Annotated in this window: 15 protein-coding genes; 2 read left to right on the forward strand and 13 right to left on the reverse strand. The window is 67.5% G+C overall.

The window, feature by feature from the left end:
• Positions 1-108 precede the first annotated feature (108 nt).
• From AB4Y79_RS00785 to AB4Y79_RS00810, 6 genes are all read right to left on the reverse strand, one after another.
• A complete protein-coding gene (locus tag AB4Y79_RS00785) occupies positions 109-1,803 on the reverse strand; it encodes an alkaline phosphatase D family protein (protein WP_441857830.1) in 1,695 nt (564 codons plus the stop codon).
• 222 nt (positions 1,804-2,025) lie between these two features.
• Positions 2,026-3,144, reverse strand: a complete 1,119-nt coding sequence (locus AB4Y79_RS00790; protein ID WP_441857832.1) for an LCP family protein — start codon at positions 3,142-3,144, stop codon at positions 2,026-2,028.
• A gap of 125 nt (positions 3,145-3,269) precedes the next feature.
• Positions 3,270-3,944 (reverse strand): arsenate reductase/protein-tyrosine-phosphatase family protein, encoded by a 675-nt coding sequence (locus AB4Y79_RS00795; protein ID WP_441857835.1) that lies wholly within the window; start codon positions 3,942-3,944, stop codon positions 3,270-3,272.
• Between the two features lie 145 nt (positions 3,945-4,089).
• Positions 4,090-4,719, reverse strand: coding sequence for a DUF305 domain-containing protein (locus tag AB4Y79_RS00800; RefSeq protein ID WP_441857837.1), 630 nt, complete (start codon positions 4,717-4,719; stop codon positions 4,090-4,092).
• Positions 4,720-4,775: 56 nt separating this feature from the next.
• The gene (locus AB4Y79_RS00805; protein ID WP_441857840.1) at positions 4,776-5,276 is read right to left on the reverse strand and encodes a hypothetical protein; all 501 of its coding nucleotides are present in this window, start codon (positions 5,274-5,276) and stop codon (positions 4,776-4,778) included.
• Positions 5,277-5,308: 32 nt separating this feature from the next.
• Complete coding sequence (locus tag AB4Y79_RS00810) at positions 5,309-7,432, reverse strand: heavy metal translocating P-type ATPase (protein WP_441857843.1); 2,124 nt, start codon at positions 7,430-7,432, stop codon at positions 5,309-5,311.
• Positions 7,433-7,700: 268 nt separating this feature from the next.
• Here AB4Y79_RS00810 and AB4Y79_RS00815 point away from each other — a divergent pair, with 268 nt between their 5' ends.
• Entirely contained in the window at positions 7,701-8,375 is a 675-nt protein-coding gene (locus AB4Y79_RS00815) for a PAS and ANTAR domain-containing protein (RefSeq protein WP_441857846.1), read from the forward strand.
• A gap of 86 nt (positions 8,376-8,461) precedes the next feature.
• Positions 8,462-9,814: a Na+/H+ antiporter NhaA gene (nhaA, locus tag AB4Y79_RS00820; protein ID WP_441857848.1), complete on the forward strand. Its 1,353-nt coding sequence runs from the start codon at positions 8,462-8,464 to the stop codon at positions 9,812-9,814.
• A gap of 61 nt (positions 9,815-9,875) precedes the next feature.
• Here nhaA and AB4Y79_RS00825 read toward each other — a convergent pair whose 3' ends face one another.
• From AB4Y79_RS00825 to AB4Y79_RS00855, 7 genes are all read right to left on the reverse strand, one after another.
• On the reverse strand, positions 9,876-10,118 hold the full coding sequence (locus AB4Y79_RS00825; protein ID WP_441857851.1) for a hypothetical protein: 243 nt from the start codon (positions 10,116-10,118) through the stop codon (positions 9,876-9,878).
• Between the two features lie 115 nt (positions 10,119-10,233).
• Positions 10,234-11,391, reverse strand: coding sequence for an ABC transporter ATP-binding protein (locus AB4Y79_RS00830; protein ID WP_441857854.1), 1,158 nt, complete (start codon positions 11,389-11,391; stop codon positions 10,234-10,236).
• A complete protein-coding gene (locus AB4Y79_RS00835; protein ID WP_441857857.1) occupies positions 11,388-12,977 on the reverse strand; it encodes an ABC transporter permease in 1,590 nt (529 codons plus the stop codon). The genes AB4Y79_RS00830 and AB4Y79_RS00835 overlap by 4 nt, the downstream gene beginning before the upstream one ends.
• A 4-nt stretch (positions 12,978-12,981) precedes the next feature.
• Positions 12,982-14,031 (reverse strand): iron ABC transporter substrate-binding protein, encoded by a 1,050-nt coding sequence (locus AB4Y79_RS00840; RefSeq protein WP_441857860.1) that lies wholly within the window; start codon positions 14,029-14,031, stop codon positions 12,982-12,984.
• 205 nt (positions 14,032-14,236) lie between these two features.
• Positions 14,237-14,959, reverse strand: coding sequence for a VIT1/CCC1 transporter family protein (locus AB4Y79_RS00845; RefSeq protein ID WP_441857863.1), 723 nt, complete (start codon positions 14,957-14,959; stop codon positions 14,237-14,239).
• A 75-nt stretch (positions 14,960-15,034) separates the two neighbouring features.
• Positions 15,035-16,738: an alkaline phosphatase family protein gene (locus tag AB4Y79_RS00850; protein ID WP_441857866.1), complete on the reverse strand. Its 1,704-nt coding sequence runs from the start codon at positions 16,736-16,738 to the stop codon at positions 15,035-15,037.
• Position 16,739: 1 nt separating this feature from the next.
• The gene (locus AB4Y79_RS00855) at positions 16,740-17,942 is read right to left on the reverse strand and encodes an alkaline phosphatase family protein (protein ID WP_441857869.1); all 1,203 of its coding nucleotides are present in this window, start codon (positions 17,940-17,942) and stop codon (positions 16,740-16,742) included.
• Positions 17,943-18,030: the final 88 nt, after the last annotated feature.

Genomic DNA, 18,030 nt, shown 5'->3' on the forward strand with positions numbered 1-18,030 from the left:
AAACCACCCCGTCCGTTTGCCGCGAATACACACTATCTGCGGCGTACCCACGGGGCGGCGCAAAATAACGGACGACGACGGGCGCGCACCTTGGCGGGCCGGTGGAACCTACCGCTGGGGCGCGAGTACCTTGGAGAACACCGTTGCGCCGTTCGCGTTCCGGAGGCTCACGGTGAAGCTGTTGTCCTCACCCAGCTGGACGTGGCCGAAGAACTGGTTTTCGCCGTCGCGCGGGGACTCTCCGGCGAAGCGGCCGGACTTGGAAAACACCACTTCCGGCCCAAAGGTGCCGTCCATGGCGTTGGGGCCGAACGAGCCTGCCGCGATGGGGCCGGCCACGAACTCCCAGAAGGGGTCGAAGTCGGTGAACGCCGCCCGCTCGGGGGAGTAGTGGTGGGCGGCGCAGTAGTGCACATCGGCGGTCAGCCACACCGTGTTCTTCACCCCATTGCGCTTGAAAGCACTCAGGACCCCGGCCAGCTCAAGCTCACGGCCCAAGGGGGCGCCGGGGTCGCGGTTGGAGACGCTTTCCTCATTCACGGGGCCGTCCGGGACCACGACGCCCAGGGGCAGGTCGTTCGCGATGACCTTCCACGTTGCCTTGGACTTGGACACCTCGCTGATGAGCCAGTCCACCTGCTCCTGGCCCAGGATGGATGTGGCGTAGGGCTCCTTTCCGTCCGTGTTGGGCGACTTGTAGGTGCGCATGTCCAGGCAGAAGATATCCAGCTGCGGCCCGCGCGAGATCTTCCGGTAGATGCGGGCGGGCTGGTAGGTGCCGGCGTCGTCGAAGGTGCCGGGGCGCCACAGGGCGGAGCTGTCCGCGATGGGCATGTTTTCCTGCCAGGCCTGGCGGCCGCGGGCGGCGAGGGTGTTGACGTCCCGCACGGTGTAGCGGGAATCATCCAGGATCTGGCCGGGGTACCAGTTGTTGTGGGTCTCGTGGTCGTCCCACTGGGCGATGACCGGCACGTCAGCGAACAGGGCGCGCATGTTGGCGTCCATCGAGTTGTAGCGGTGCCGGCCGCGGAACTCGGTCAGCGTTTCGGCCACCTTGGACACTTCCTCGGTCACCAGGTTCTTCCACACCTGGCCGTCCTTTTCGGTGACGGTCTCCGCAATGGGGCCATCTGCGTAGATGGTATCGCCGGAGTGGATGAAGAAGTCCGGACGGGTCTGGTGCATGGCCAGGTAGCCGCGCATCCCGCCGATCTCCTCGTTGATGCCCCATCCCTGGCCGGCAGTATCGCCGGTCCATACGAAGCTTTGCGCGGACGACGCCGGGACGTCGCCTCCGTTGCCCGTCCCACCAGTCCGGCCCTTGCCGTTGACCGTCCCGGTGTCGGGGGCCGTGCGGAAACTGCCGCTCACCGTCTCACCGGCCGCGCCGCCGTCGTCCTCGAAGCTGATCTCCAGGGCGAATCGGGTGTTGGACGGCAGGTTGCCGGCGTGGATCTTGGCAGTGAAGTCTGATGCCTGGGTGGCGCGGGGGCCGCGGAGCACCCGCTCAAAGGCACCGCGCCCGCGCAGGACCTGGCCGCCGTCGTCCACCGCCCGCAGGACCGCCGTCATCCGGCCGGCCCCCGAGGCGCGGGACCACAGGACGGCCGAATCGGAAGTGACGTCCCCGGTGGCGATGCCGCTGGGCAGGGTGAGGCGCTTGCGGACCAGCGCGACGCCGGCGGGAGACTGGCCGGCCGCCGCTGCCTGGGCGGCGGCGGGGACGGACGCGAGCGCCGCGGCCAGGACCGAGCCTTTGACGACGGTGCGGCGGGAAACGGAGGCGGGGGAGTTCTCAGTCATGATTTGAGGTTGCCCCGTGCGGACGCACAGACTTTGTCCTGCCGGTAAACCAGGGGTGAGCCGGTGCTGAACAGGCGGGGCCCGGACGGGAGCTATCGCGTTGGCGACGCGCAAAATACTCTGCGACACCGGCTGGCAACGGCGGACCCCACATTTGGTCGCCTCAGGGAATATGCGCGTCAGCGATGACTTTGCACATCGCTGCTGCGGCCTCCTGAACGGTTACGGGACCGCGAAGTCGGCGATCCTGCCCTCCCGCAGCGCTGCGCCGACCGCCGCGATGCCCCCGTAATCGGGGAATACGACCGATTGACCGGCCACCATGCCGGTTCCCGCGGTGGGCAGGGTCATGGTGCCGATCGCATTCACGTCCAGGTTCCGCAGGCTGTAGGCGAGGATAGCGGCCTGGACGGGGTCGAATCCTTTGTCCACCGTAAGGCAGCAGCCGGCGAAGTCCACGAGCGACCGGACCGCGTTCACGTCATTCAGGGCGCCGCCGCCGGTGAGCCGGGCCAGGATGGCACGCAGCATGGTCCGCTGGTTCTGGACCCGCTGGTAGTCACCGTCGGTGAACGCATGGCGCTCGCGGCTGAACTCCAGGGCCGCCTGCCCGTCAAGATGGTTGACGCCCTGGCTGAACACATGCTGGGTTTCGATGGTGGACTGGAAGGCGAAGGGGACGTTGACGTCGATGCCGCCCAGCCCGTCCGTGAGCGCCCGGAAGCCGTTGAAATCGAGCATCAGCGTGTGGTCGATGGTGATGCCCAACAGTTGCTGCACGGTCTGGGTGGTCAGGTCGATGCCGCCGTATTCCAGGGCCGCGTTGATCTTGGAGCCGCCCACGCCGGGGACGTCCACCCACGTGTCCCGCATGATCGAGATGACATAGAGCGTGTGGCGGTCAGCGGGCACATGGACCACCATCAACGAGTCCGAGCGCTGGTCTGACGGTTCACCGGTTTGTGCGGTGTGGTCTGCTTCGTTCCGGGCAATGCCCCGGCTGTCGCTGCCGATGATGAGGACGTTCATTTCCGCTGCCGGGAGGTCCGGAATCGGCTGCGGCGGGGGCGGGGGAGCAGGCGCCGGCGGGGGCGTCGGGGACGGCGTGGCCGTGGGCGTGGGTGTCTCACTTGGCGACTGGGTTTGCGTGGCTGCGGGCGCGGATTGCGTGCCTGCCCGGTTGAGGCTGAACACCGCGATCCCGGCGGCCGCCACCAGCACCAGGGCCAGCAGGGCGGCGATCCAGCGGCGGCGGCCCAGGGCCACAACCCAGGCAGGCCGGTGGGAAGCGGACGGGCCGGTGGCGGTACCGTCAGGTCCTGTCGGATCAGGCGTGCTCATGCGGTGCCTCCACCTCATCGTGTTGCGGGTGGGATCAGTGTCCGCCAGTGATGCCCCTGTTGGCTACAGGCTTGGCCAAACTGTCACCTGCGGCGTGTCGCCGGGGCGCCGGGCACGCAGATTCGTTATGGCGCGCCGGTGGCGCCCCCGCGGGCCGGGGAGTTCCTGACAGCGGAGTTGAGGCGGGCATGGCGCAGGATGGACACGATGGCGGGGGCCAGCTGGTCCTCCATCTGCCGGTACACCTCCGGCGGGCGGCGGTAGGGGTCCACGATGTCGTTCTCGGCAGGGTCGGCGGGGAGCGAGAGATGCCGCACCCCGGCGGCCCGCGCCGGCAACCCCCGCCAAAACGCCGTGTGGGCAGCCAGCCAGCCGTCGTCGTCGACGGCCGTGTTGTCCCCGGACGAGCCCGAGGACGTGTCGCGCTGGTCCAGGACATCGAGCATGCGGGCGAACTCGCGGATGGTGAAGGTGCGCTTGAGGAGGGAGGCGTCGAGCTGCAGGACCTCGCCGCGGTGCCCGGACGTCATGGTGAGCACCAGGTCCACGCCGCGCAGGATTTTGGGGGTGAGTTGCCGTGCTGCGAATCCTTCCGGATCCCCGCCAAAAGTCCGCACGATATCCGCCGAGATGGGTTGCATCGGTTCGCCCACCATGGCCCGGGTGCCCGCGCTTGCCACCTGGAAACCTCCCGGCACGGCCTGGTCCAGCCCTGCCTGCAGCAGCCGTTCGGCCACCGGCGAGCGGCAGATGTTCCCGGTGCAGACGGTCAGGATCTTGACTGGCGCGGAAGTGTCCAAGGAGATGTTCTCTTTCCCAGCTGGTGGCAGGACCGGGTGGGCCCGTGCTTTTCAACTTAACACGCAACGGCGCGACGACGGGCCTTGGACCAGGTGCCGCCGCCGCGCCGTGGGTGTTTTGCTGCTGAGCCGCTGCCGGGCAGCCTTACAGTGCGGCCTGCATCTGCTTCATCTGCGTGATCTCGTCCTGCTGCGAGTCCACGATGTTATGGGCCAGCTTCACGGCATCGGGGGCCTTTCCGGCGCTGATTTCCTGCTGTGCCATCTCGATGGCGCCCTCGTGGTGGCCGATCATCTGCTCGAGGAAGAGCCGCGCGGCTTCGGTACCGGTGGCGGATTTGAGCTTGCCCATGCCGGCATCGTCCACCATCCCGGACATGCCGTGCCCGGAATCGTCGCCCATCATGGTTGGCACGTTCCAGCCCGTGAGCCATCCGGTCATCTGCTGGATCTCGGGTGCCTGCGCATCCTTGATCTTGGTGGCAAGGGCAGTGACCTCCGCCGGCATGTCTGATTTGGCGAGGATGATGCCGCTCATTTCCACCGCCTGGGCGTGGTGCGGAATCATCATTTGGGCGAACATGACATCGGCCTGGTTATGGTCGGCGGCGCTGGACTCCGGGCTCGTGCTGGGCCTCATGCTGGACATGGGGCTGGAGTTGCCGTGGTCCATGGGCATGCTGTTGCCGGAGCTCGTGCCGGTGGCGCAGCCGGCGAGGCTGAGCGACGCGGCGAGGGCAGCGGTGATGGACAGGGTCTTGAATGTGGTGTTCATGGTGTCTTTCAGGGAAGTCGTCGGATACTGGGCCTTAATGGTTGGCGCAGACCGGTTTACGTCCGGCTGATGGACAGGTCGCAGGGTGTTGGGCCGGGTGGCAGGTAGCCGTAGGCAGAACCGTCGTTGCCGGCTGCCGGCAGCAGTGGCACGGTGGCCTGCGTTGCCCGGGGCGGGGCAATGGTGGCCGGGCCGCCGGGCGCCGTTGGGATACACGGCGCCCCCGATTCCTGCGCGCCGGGACAGGAAGCGCCGCTGACGGCAGGATCAAAGGCCGGCAGGTCCGTGGCGGCAGCCGGCATGTGGCGGACATAGTCCGGATTGGCAGGATGTGCGACGCCGGTATGCCCGGCAGGTGCCGCAGGTGCCGCAGGTGCCGCAGGTGGCGCCAGGCCGGGGGCCATTCCGCCTTGGGACAACGGGGCATGGGAAGCAGTCCCGTGCGAGGTGTGCCCCGAGGTCAGCACGTGCATGCCCAGCAACCCGGTGATGACGGCCAAGGCAGTGGCGAACAGCGACGCCCCGCGGAGGAGGAGCGACACGGCACGGGTTGTCACGGTGGCTCCTCCTTCCACTGGATCTCCTGAACTCAACGTACTTCCGACGGGTTCAGTTTCAGGCGCCGGAGGAGCTGGGCGTTCAGCGCCACCACCACGGTGGAGGCGGACATCAGTACCGCCCCTGCAGCCGGCGAGAGGACCACCCCTGCAAAGGCCAGGACGCCTGCGGCCAACGGCACGGACAGGATGTTGTAGCCCGCAGCCCACACCAGGTTCTGCCACATCTTCCGGTAGCTGGCCCGGGACAGGTCCACCATGGACAACACGGCCCGCGGATCGTTTCCTGCCAGTACCACGCCGGCGGATTCCACGGCCACGTCGGTGCCGGCGCCAATGGCGATGCCCACCTCGGCGCGGGCGAGCGCGGGCGAGTCATTGACGCCGTCGCCCACCATGGCCACCTTCAACCCGCGGCCCTGCAACTCGGCAACCTTTTTGTCCTTGTCAGCCGGCAGGACCTCGGCGAACACCTCGTCGATGCCCAGATCCGCGGCCACTGCCTGCGCCACCTGGCGCGCGTCGCCGGTGACCATGGCCACCTTGATGCCGCGCCGCTGCAGGGCTGACACGGCCTGCCGCGACTCCGGCCGCACCGCGTCCTCCATGCTCACGGCACCCAGGACGGTGCCGTCGTCGTCCACTACGTGCAGGACGGCGGCGCCGCGGTCCATCCATTCGCGCGTCCGGGCGGCCAGGGCCTCGGGTTCGACGACGCCGAGCTCGCGCAGGAGCGCCGGCCCGCCTACGTGCACGGTGCGGCCGTCCACCCCGGCCCGGACGCCACGGCCCGGCAGGGCGGTGAAGCCGGTGGCCGCCGGGAGCCTCAGGTTCCGGGCCCGGGCGGCGCGGACGATGGCGCGCGCCACCGGGTGTTCGCTGTCGGATTCGACGGCGGCGGCGAGGGCCAGCACGGCATCGGCGCCCGTTCCTTCGGCCGCGGCGATGTCCTTCAGCTCGGGCTCCCCGGTGGTGAGGGTGCCGGTTTTATCGAAGAGGACGACGTCGATGGTTCGCATCCGCTCCAACGCCATCCGGTTCTTGATCAGCACCCCGGCGCGGGCGGCTTGCTCCGTGGAAATGGCGATCACCAGCGGTATGGCCAGGCCCAGGGCGTGCGGGCAGGCGATCACCAGCACGGTGACGGTCCGCGTGACGGCGTCGGGAACGCTTCCCAGCAGGGTCCAGGCGACAAAAGTCAGGACGCCGGCGCCGGCTGCAAAGTAGAAGAGAAAAGCCGCGGCTCGGTCCGCGAGGGCCTGCGCGCGCGAGGACGAGGCCTGTGCCTCCTCCACCAGCCGCTGGATCCCGGCCAGGGCGGTCTGGTCGCCGACTGCAGTAACCCGCACCCTGACGCTGCTGTCTGTTGCCACGGTTCCGGCCACTACGGGGTCGCCCGGTCCGCGCGTCACGGTTTTTGACTCGCCGGTGATCATGGATTCGTCGAACTCGGCCTGCCCGTCCAGCACGGCGCCGTCGGCCGGCATCCGCGCGCCGGGGCGGACCAGGACCAGGTCGCCGGGGGCCAGGTCGGAAACGGGGACAGTCTCGGTTCCGCCGTCCGTGATGCGCTCCGCTTCGTCCGGGAGCAGCGCGGCGAGGGCATCAAGGGCGCCCTGGGCGGATCCGAGGGCGCGCATTTCGATCCAGTGGCCCAGCAGCATGATGGCCACCAGGAGAGCCAGCTCCCACCAGAAGTCCAGGTCGAAGCCGCCGATCCCCAGGCTGGTGACCCAGGACGCCGCAAAGGCCACGGTGATGGCCATGGCAATCAGGAGCATCATTCCGGGCGTGCGGTCTTTCAGTTCCTGGAGGCCGCCCTTGAGGAATGGCTGGCCGCCGTAGAGGAAGATGACGGTGCCCAGTACCGGCGGGATCCAGGCGGCGCCGGGGAACTCCGGTGGCATGTAGCCCAGGAGGTGGCCCATCATGGGGCTGAAGTAGACCACCGGCACGGACAGGGCGAGCGTCAGCCAGAACCTGTTCTTGAACATGGCGGTGCTGTGGCCGGCGTGCTGCCCGTGGGTGTGGACGGCATGGTCGTCGTCACCCGCGGGGGCGCCGTGGTGGGCGTGGCCGGCCGGGTGTTCCGGCGGCTCTGCAAGCGGGCCGCCCGAGGTTTGGTGAGAGTGGTGGGAGTGGTTCCCGAGGCTCATGTCAGTTCCAATCCATTGCGGGATCATTCGTGCTGGGGTTGACCGGCTGTGAAGGCGGTGCGAGGCACCTGCCGGGACATACCACGTCACTGACAACACCTCGAATATACCCCCCTGGGGTATAGCTTTGCAAGTGCGTAGTCCATTTTTCCTGCAACTTCCATAGGACCTCCCGCACTACTTTCCACTGCTCCGTTCGCCCATACTTGGAGGAGCGAGTATGGTGCCGGCCCGCTGGGGGCTGGTTCATACCAAGGAAGTGGGCTTTGTGACCGAGCTAAGCGACTTGTACACGTACTCCAGTGCCCTCGGCGACAACGAGTGCGTCGCAGGAGTTTTCCGCATGGATCTGGACGGGATGACGTTCCATTGGTCCGAGGGCATGTACCAGCTGCACGGCTACCAGCGCGGCGAGGTAGTACCCACTCGGGATCTCGTTTTTGCGCACAAACACCCCGAGGACCGCGAACGGTGCGAGGAAATCACCGCCAGGGTTGCCGAAACCGGCGGCTTCTTCTGCATGTACCACCGCATCAACGACGCCAAGGGCCACACCCGCCGGGTCATGACCTCCGGTGAAGCGATCCTCGGCGACGACGGCTCGGTGGTGGCGCTCGAAGGCGTGATGGTGGACCTCACCCGGACCCTGCAACGCGAGACCGAACAGACCGCACGGGACGCCGTTGCCGGAGCCACCTCCACCCGCACGGTGATCGACCAGGCGCGCGGCATCCTCATGGGTTTGCTGAAGCTCGGCTCGGACGAAGCCTTCCAGTTGCTGGTGGCCACCAGCAGCCACCGGAACGTCAAGCTTGTGGTGGTGGCCGCGGAACTGGTGCAGCTGGCCAATTCCGTGGACGGCCGGACTTACCTGGACCGCGCCGTGCGGGCCATCCAGCTGCACGGACGAAGCAGGGACGCCGGCGGCCGCCGCGCGGGCTGACCCTCCTGCCCCGGTAGAATGGAAACAGGTGCGCCGGGAAGTCTGGTCGGCATGGCTTTGTCGAACCCGGAAATAAGGATGCCTCCATGACCTCCACCCCGCCTGTGCCCAACGCCTCCACACCTCAGGGCTCCACCGTCTTCTCCCGCGGCAGCTATGCCGAGGCCCTCCGGATCGGCGAAATCCTCCGCAAGGAAACCGTGGGCGGAGCCCTCCTGGTCATCGCGGCGGTTATCGCCCTTATCTGGGCCAACTCCCCGGCGTCGGAGAGCTATTTTGCCCTCCGGGATCTCAAGGTGGGCTATGCGCCCTGGCACCTGGAACTGAGCCTGGGGGCCTGGGCGGCTGACGGCCTGCTGGCCATCTTCTTCTTCCTGGTTGGCCTGGAACTCAAGCGGGAATTCGTGGCCGGCGATCTGCGGCAGATCAGCAAGTCGATCGTTCCGGTGGCCGCCGCCGTGGGCGGCGTAGCCGTCCCGGCGGTGATCTACGCCGTCGTCAATCTCGCCAGCCCGGAAACCCTGCGCGGCTGGGCCATTCCCACGGCAACCGACATCGCGTTTGCCGTGGCTGTCCTGGCCATCATCGGATCCCACCTGCCCAGCGCGCTCCGGATCTTCCTGCTGACGCTGGCCGTGGTGGATGACCTGATCGCGATCACCATCATCGCGTTCTTCTACTCGGCCGACATCCAGGTCGCGCCGCTGCTCCTGGCGCTCGTGCCGCTGGCGGCCTACGCGTTCCTGGCGCAGAGGTACCGCCGGTTCTTCGGCCGCCACGCCGCCGCGGCATGGTTGATCCTGCTGCCCCTGGGTATGGTCACGTGGGCGCTGGTGCATGCCTCCGGTATCCACGCCACGGTGGCCGGCGTGCTGTTGGGCTTCGCTGTACCGGTGATCAGGTCCCAGGCCTCCGGCGGTCCGGAGGCAGGCCCGGGTCTGGCGGAGATCTTCGAACACCGGTTCCGGCCGATTTCCGCCGGCGTGGCGGTCCCCGTCTTTGCGTTCTTCTCCGCCGGCGTGCTGGTGGGCGGCTGGGAAGGCCTGGGTTCAGCCCTGTCGGATCCCGTGGCACTGGGCATCATCCTTGGCCTTGTCCTTGGCAAGCCGATCGGCATCATGGGCACCACCTGGGTGCTGACCAAAGCCACCCGGGCCAGCCTGGACAGCTCCTTCAAGTGGATCGACGTGTTCGGTGTGGCGCTGCTGGCCGGGATCGGTTTCACGGTCTCCCTGCTCGTGGCGGAGCTCAGCTTCGGCCATGGCAGCCTGCATGACGACCATGCCAAGGTGGGCATCCTGGCCGCCTCACTGATCGCCGCGCTGCTGGCGACGGTGGTGCTGCGCACCCGGAACCGCCAGTACCGGCTCGCCGAAGAGCTGGAGAAAGTGGATTCGGACCACGACGGCGTCCCGGACGTCTACCAGGAACGCACCTAACCCGGTGGTCCGGCAGGTCGCCCGCCGGCCCGCCCGCCGCGCCGGGGGCCGGGACGGCCGCTCAGGCCGTAGCGAGCGGCTTCGCCTGGGCAGGCGGCACGGCCGGGGCCTCCACGTGGCGGATCTCCAGGGCCTCCGGGTCCAGCAGCTTCCGCGCACCGGTCCGGGCGTCCAGGATCCAGAAGAGTTCAAGGGCCGGGACGACGTCGGTCACCCGGCCGCTGTGGAACAGCTTGCCCCGGTGCCAGGCCTCGATCTGGTCCCCGATGCGGAGCTGGGCGGTACGTATTCCTGATGCCTCCATGAGAGCTGCCTCCTGCTGTTGTGTCCCCGTAAGCACAGCTTGCCGTGAAGAGGTTGCCGAAGTGTTTCCGCCCGGTGTTTTTTCTGTGTCAGGAGTGGCGGCTGGGGGCCGGAGCTTAGTCGTCCAGCGGGAACGCGACTGCCTCGCCCACCACCCGAAGGCACAGTTCCATCCCGGGCCTGGCGATCGAGGCGTTCCAGTGCCGGATGGTGATCACTTCGCCGCCGCCGGGGTACCGGTGGTCGGCGTGCTCCGCCACTTCCTTGGGCACATTGAGCTTCAGCCGCACCGTGGTTTCGGGGCCGAAATAGTCCGTGTCCACCACCACGCCGCGGATGGGGCCGTCCTCGGCGATGCGGATCTGCTCGGGGCGCAGCATGAGCTGGACCTTGCCCTGCGCCGGGGGGCGGCGGACAGGGATGCCACCCAGCGAGCAGGTGGCAAGTGATCCTTCCAGCCAGGCATCCAGGATGACGGCGTCGCCCAGGAACTCGGCGGTGGCCCGGTCCGCGGGACGCGTGTAGACGACGAACGGGTTGCCGATCTGGGCCAGCTTGCCGCCGCGCATCACGGCAACCTGGTCGGCGAAGGACAACGCCTCGGCCTGGTCATGGGTGACCAGGATGGTGGTGACCCCGGCCTCGGCCAGGACCTTGGCCACGGCGCGGCGGGTGGCCACTCGGAGGCCGGCGTCCAGGGCGGAGAACGGCTCGTCCAGGAGCATCAGTTCCGGTTCGCGGGCCAGGGCCCGGGCCAGGGCAACGCGCTGCTGCTGGCCGCCGGAGAGCTGGTGCGGACGCCGCTTTGCCATGGACGCATCCAGGGACACCATCTCCAGGAGTTCCGCCACCCGGGCAGCAATGGCCCGGCGGCCGCCCTCCAGCTTGGCCGGATCCAGGCCAAAAGCAACGTTCTGGCCTACCGTCAGGTGCGGGAACAGGGCGCCGTCCTGGGCCACGTAGCCGATCTGCCGCTTGTGCGCCGGGAGCCACGCGCCGTCACCGGCCACGGTGGTGCCATTGAGCGAGATGGTGCCGGTGTCCGGGTGTTCAAACCCGGCGATCAGGCGCAGCAGCGTGGTCTTGCCGGAGCCTGACGGACCCACGATGGCGGTGGTGCCGCCCTTGGCCACGGACAGGTTGACGCCCCTCAGGACCGCCTGGGAGCCAAAGTTCTTGGTGACGTCCGTGATGTGCAGGTGGCTGTTGGTGGTTGCCGCCACGGATGGGGAGACCCGTGGTTCCGGCAGCCGCCGGGTGGATGGTGCTGTCACTGTCCGGCTACTTTCTTGGACTGTTGGAAGAGAAGGTAGGTCATGGGAGCGGAAAGCAGGATCATCAGCAGGGCATAGGGCGCGGCTCCGGCATAGTCTATTTCACTGCTCTTGCTCCAGAACTCGGTGGCCAGGGTCTTGGTGCCGTTGGGGGACAGCAGCAAGGTGGCGGTGAGCTCGTTGGCGATGGCCAGGAACACCAGGGCCGCACCGCCGGCAGCGGCGGGGGCGGTGAGCCGCAGCGTGACGCGGATGAAAGCCAGCAGCGGCGGTTTGCCCAGCGCCTGCGCGGCCTCGTCGAGTTCCTTGGGAGCCTGCGCCAGCCCGGCCCGGAGGTTCACCAGGGCCCGGGGCAGGAACAGGAGGACGTACGCCGCCACCAGCACGCCGGCGGTCTGGTAGATTCCCGGCACCACGCGGATGCTGACGGTGACGAACGCCAGGGCCACCACGATGCCGGGCATCGAGCTGGTGACATAGTTGGACAGCTCCAGGGACTTGCTGAACCAGCCGGGCTTCCGCACCGCGAGGTACGCCATGGGGAACGCGACCACGATGGTGGCCGCCGCGCCTGCGAGGCCGTACCCGAAGGTGGCCAGGAGCGCCGGGAGGAATTCGGCGGCGGTCCAGACGTCGGCGCCGCCGGCCACGATCCACTTCAGCACGTAGTACAGCGGCAGGCCGAACGCCAGGGCGGTCAGCGCCAGCAGGAAGAGCTGGCCCGGAACCTGGTAGGCGTGAAGGGGGAGCCGCAGGGCCCTTGCCTGCACCCCGGAGCCGACTCTCGCGTAGCGGGCCGTGCCGCGGCTGCGGACCTCGGCCATCAGCAGGAGCAGGCAAAAGAAGACCAGCACGCTGGCCAGCATGTTGCCGGCGGCGCCGTTGAAGGTGGAGCGGTACTGGGTCATGATCGCGGTGGTGAAGGTATCGAACCGGATCATGGCGAACGCACCGTATTCGGCGAGCAGGTGCAGCCCCACCAGCAGGCCGCCGCCCGTGAGGGCGATCCGCATCTGGGGAAGCACCACCCGGAAGAAGGCCCGCCAGGCGCCCAGCCCCAGTGCGGCGGCGGACTGTTCGATGGCCGGGTCCAGCCGGCTCAGGGTTGCTGCCGCGGGAATGTACACCAGCGGGAAGTAGGACAGGGTGGCGATCAGGATTCCCGAGCCCAGGCCCCCCAGAGACGGGATGGCCGAAACCCAGGCGTAGCTGTTCACGAACGCCGGGATGGCCAGCGGGGCGGCCAGCAGGACAGCCCAGATCCGGCGGCCGCGGAGGTTGGTCCGTTCCACCAGCCATGCCCCCGCCACGCCAAGCAGCAGGCACAGCGGGATGGTGGCGGCCATCAGGAGCAGGGTGTTCACCAGCAGTTCGCCCACGCGGGGGCGCAGGATGAGGGCGACGGCGGTATCCCACCCGGTTGCCACCGTCATGTACACCACGTACCCCAGCGGGACGAGGGAGAAGAGGGCGATCAGCACCGCCAGGACGGACACCGCGGAAACGCCGAAAGGCGGGCGGGGGCTGTTGCCCCGGCCCGCCGTCGTCGTGCCCCGCCTGGCGGGAGCCGATAGATCGGTGGTCACGGAATTAGAGGAGCCCGGCCTGGGTCATGAGATCGCTGACCTTCTGGGAGTTGAGCTTTGCGGCGTCAACCTTGGGCGCCTGCAGGTCCTTGATGGGTACCAGTTTGTCGTTGGCAGGCACATCGGAGCCGATGGCGTACTCGAAGGACGTTCCGTTCTTCAGGACTTCCTGCCCCTTCTTGCCGGTGATGAACTTCAGGAACGCCTGCGCGGCGGCAGCATTCTTGGAGGAGTTGAGCACGCCGCCGCCGGAGACGGACAGGAACGCGCCGGGGTCCTCGTTCTTGAAGTAGTACGGCGTGACGTTGTTGGAGTTCTCGCCGGTCTTGGCCTGGTCGCCGTAGTAGTAGTAGTGGTAGATCAGCGCGGCATCCACTTCACCGGCGTTGACGGCCTTCATGGCCGTGCTGTTGCCCTTGTACGCCTTGGAGTTGTCCTTCATGGCCTTGAGCCAGTCCTCGGTGGCGCTTTCACCCTTGAGCTCCAGCAGGGCCGAGACGATGGCCTGGAAGTCGGCGCCGGTGGGCGAGGCGGCCCAGCGGCCCTTCCACTCCGGCTTGGCCAGGTCCAGCATGGACTTGGGCAGCTGGTCCTCGGTGAGCTTGGTCTTGTTGTACACCAGGACGGTGGAGCGGGCGGCGATGCCCGTCCACTTGCCGGTGGACGGCGCGAATTCGGCGGGAACCTGGGCCAGGGTGTCCTTGTTGACGTCGGCGAACAGGCCGGCGTTCTCCACCTGCGTCATGGCGGGGGAGTTCTCGGTGAGGAAGACGTCCGCGGGGGAGGCCTGGCCTTCCTGGATGATCTGGTTGGACATCTCGGTGTCGTCGCCCTGGCGGAGGGTCACCTTGATGCCGGTTTCGGCCGTGAAGGCGTCCACCCATTCCTTGGTGAGGCTTTCGTGCTGGGCGTTGTAGACAGTGATCTCGCCGGATGCGGCACCGTTGGAAGCGGAGCTGTCACCGGCGGGCGTGCCGCCGCCGCAGGCGGTCAGGCCGAGAGCTGCGGTGGCGGCGAGTGCGATGCCTGCCAGCGCGCTGTTGCGGATCTTCATTGAGGCTGCTTTCGTGGGGAAAAGTCTGCGTGAACCTAAGTCTTTACGGGCACCGGGACGCGGTGCCTATGTTCAAAAACTGTAGGGTAGGCAAACCTAAGCTCCAAGCCGGAAAGCGCTTTAAGTGACGAGGTTCACATCAATTACGCAAACATGGCGTGACGTAATTAGCCTGGAAAATCCTGGTGGTGCCGCTTACGGCCGGCTAGGCGATGCCGGTGGTGCCCAGGAAGCTGCCCACGGCGAACGTGAAGGCCATGGCCAGCGCACCGCCCAGCACCAGCCGCAGGGTTGCCTTGCGCTTGGAACTTCCGCCGATCCTGGCGCTGACGGTGCCGGTCAGGGCGAGCGCCAGGATAACTGCGACGAACGTGACCGGGATCCGGGCCTGTTCCGGCGGGAAGATGATGGCCAGCATCGGCAGCACGGCGCCCACCGTGAACGCGACGGCGGAGGCGATGGCGGCGTGCCAGGGGCTCACTACTTCCTCCTCGTCGATGTTCAGTTCGGCGGAGAGGTGCGCCTTCAGGGCGTCCTTTGCGGTCAGTTCCTCGGCAACTGTCCAGGCCGTGGCTTCGCTGAGTCCCTTGGCCTGGTAGATCTCCGCAAGTTCGGCAAGCTCCCCGTCGGGATCGTCCCTGAGCTCCTGGCGTTCCTTTTCGATCAGTGCCCGCTGGCTGTCGCTCTGGCTGCTGACGGACACGTATTCGCCCAGGGCCATGGATACGGCGCCGCCCACCACGGCGGCCGTGCCGGCCACCAGGATCGGGGCGAGGTCGTTGGTCACGCCCGCAACGCCCACCACGGTCGCGGCGACGGAGACGATGCCGTCATTCGCGCCGAGGACGCCGGCCCGCAGCCAGTTCAGGCGCGCCGCCACGCTGCTGTCGTGGGGTTCGTTGTGGCTGAGCTTCACGGTTTCAGACATGCTGGCAGTAAACCACCGGCCGGCTGGCTTTACCACGAAGGTTTGCATCCCCTAACACGGGCGGAATCCGGCGTATCAGTACGTTGTGGCGTTCGGCAGGATCAGGGGCGGCAGCGGGGCCTGGTTGAAGTCGAAGGACTTGGCCAGATCGCCCAGCTGCGGGTTGTTTTCCCGGACGTCGGGCCGGGCATCGGGCCGGCCGTCCGTGGCGGGGTCAATGCGTTCGCCGCCCAGGAAATCGTCCTCGATGAACTTGAAGTAGGCGTCGTGGCTGAGCACCTGGTGGTCGATGTACCCCTTCCGTGCGTACGGGCTGATCACCAGCCCAGGGACGCGCAGTCCGTAGCCGTTGTCGTCCACCACCGGCGGGCTTTCGTGGTCATAGAACCCGCCCCAGTCATCCCAGGAGAGGAAAATGGCGGTGCTGTCCCAGTCCGGCCCGCTCATCACCGCGTTGATGAGCCCGGCCACGTAGGCCTGCCCGGTGCTGATCTTTGCCGGGGCGTGTTCGCTGACCTTATCCGTGGGCGCCACCCAGGTGACGGCCGGCAGGGTGCCCTGGCGCGCGGCGTCGTAGAAGCCGCTCAGGGGCTTGATGTTGCCTTGCTCGCCGTCTTCCTTGACGGTGTCGAAGTACAGCAGCGGGTTCCACAGGCCGGGGGTCTTGGCGTCCTGCTTGACGGGGTCGCAGGTGGCGGCGTCGTTCCGGCAATCCGGTTCGGTGCCGTTGAAGACGTAGTAGGCCCAGGGCACCTGGTGCTTGTGGAGCAGGAACGTCAGGTCCGTCCAGGCGTAGTCCGGCAGTTCCAGTTTCTTGGCGGCTTCCGTGAGCTTCTTCTTCAGGTCATCGGACACGGGGGCGGCATCCACGGCTGCCTGGCAGACGGCGTAGGAATCGGTGGGCTGGCAGCTGGTGCCGATCAGCTGGTCGATCCGGGCCGCGAGGCCGGGGTCGATCCCGGCGGCTTCCAAGGCTTCACGGCAGGGGTCCAGGTCCATTCCGGCCTGGCATTTGCCGATCAGGGTGTCCTTGATGATTTGCGGTTCCGGTTCGGGGTCCGGGTCCTGCAGGGCGTTCACGCACGACGACGGGTCCCCGGCTTTGGTGCACTTGGCGGACCATTCCGAGACCAGGTACAGGTGCGCCGGCAGGCTCCACGACGCCGCCGAGGCGAACAGGTGGTCCTGAAGGGTGAAATTCTGCGCGTAGGCCCAGTAGTTGGGCAGGTCCCGGCCGTCGTGGTAGCCCATCACGTCGGTGGGCATGGTGGTGCTGTACGTGCATTTGGTGCTGGCGGCGCTGCAGCCGGACAGCCCCTTCTCTGCCTGCGCCACGAACCCGTCCATGGCGCCGCCGTTGATGTCCCCGGTGGCGTCGGCGTGGCTGTGCGGACCCCCGGCATTGCTGTCCGCGGAGTTGTAGAAGGGGGCGATGCAGCCTCCGTTCGCCGGGTCCGGAAGGCACACTGCGGGCTTGCCGTCCTTCATGGGAATCCCGTCGGCGCCGGGGTAGGTTCCGAAGTAGCTGTCGAAGGACCTGTTTTCCTGGGTGATGATCACCACGTGCTTGATCTTGGAGATCCCGGCGTCGGCAGACGTGCCCTGGCCGGCGGCTACTCCCGCGTCCTGGGCCGAGGCAGGGGCGGAGGCGGGCGCGTTCGGTGCCGGTGAGCCTGCGCGCAGGGCGGTGGGAAGAACGACGGCGAGAATCACCAAAACCGCCAGCGCCACGGCACCTGCCAGGACGGTCCGCCGTCGGCCGTTCCATGCAAGCTTCACCCTAGGACTCCTTCCTGAACACGTCATCGCCGAAGGTGGCGACCGCGGGATCGCCGGCAAGCCCGAGGCGGGGGAGGAAGTAGAAATCTTCGATGGTAGCCAGCAGGCTGTAGTGGTTGTAAGCCCGGTCCGAGGACGTGCCCGCTTTGCTGAACGGGGAGAGCACCAGTGCGCCCACCTTGCCGCCGCCCGCACCACCTGCAGGGCTGGCCGCGTCTGATTCAGGGGGGCCGGACGAGTCGCCCTCGGCCTCGTCGAAGGTGATCACCAGCATGCCGTCCTGTTTGTACGCCGGTGAGGACAGGATGGCCGGCACCTGCTCTTTCAGCCACGCATCCACCGCTGCCAAGCCGCCGGTGGTGCCGTCCGCGCAGGTGGCGTCATGGCCGTCGTGGCACAGGTTGGGCGTGATGTAGGAAAGGGTGGGCGTGGTGTCCACGGATTTCACGTCCTCCGCAAGCGCCGCGAAGTTGACCACGTTTTTGGCACAGTCCGGTGATGAGGTGATGGAGCGGAAGTACACGAAGGGGTTGTGGTGCGTGGAGTACTGGCTCTCCTCGGTGGCCTTGATGTGGTTGTCCGGCTCGCCCAGCGGCGGGTGTTCGCAGGGCTCCTGCATGTCCTCCATGTAGCCCTTCCACGTCTTGCCCTGGGCGGTCAGCTGCCCCGCCAGGGTTTGCGTGTCCGCCGGGTAGACGCAGCCGTCGCCCTGCAGGGTGCCTTCCGAGTCGGTGCCGGTGGCGTTGAACTCGGTGTACGTGTGGCAGTCCAAAATGGTGCTGTCATTGGGCCGCTGGCCGGAGATCTGGGCCAGGTAGTTGGGCAGTGAGTTGTGGGCGATGCCGTAGTAGTTCTTCAGCAGCACGCCCTTTTTGCGAAGCGTTCCGGACAGGTAGGGGGCGGGGGAGTTGTCACCCCACACGGAGTCGTAGCCCTTGTTCTCCAGGTTGATGACGAACACGTGCCCCGGGGTGCGGGTGTGGTTTGCGGTCTTCGTGATGCTTGGACTTGGCTCGGCTGTGCTGCTCGGGGCGGCTGCCCCGGTGGGAGTTGCCGGGCTGGTGGCGGCCGACGGAGCAGGCGTGGGCGCGGGGCCATTCGTGGCACAGGATGCCAGGACAGGCAGCAACAGGACGGGCAAAATCAGCAGGCCGGGGATCCGCCACCGGCCTGTCATGGTGCGGGGAACAGTGCTGTTGTTCACGCCCGGCCTCACTTGTTCGCAGCTGTGGTCCTGCCCGCCGGGCTATGTGGCGGCCCGGCCGGCAGGTATTGGCTCCCCAGCGTTGCGG

The organism is Pseudarthrobacter sp. YAF2, assembly GCF_052113345.1.
Taxonomy (GTDB): Bacteria; Actinomycetota; Actinomycetes; order Actinomycetales; family Micrococcaceae; genus Arthrobacter.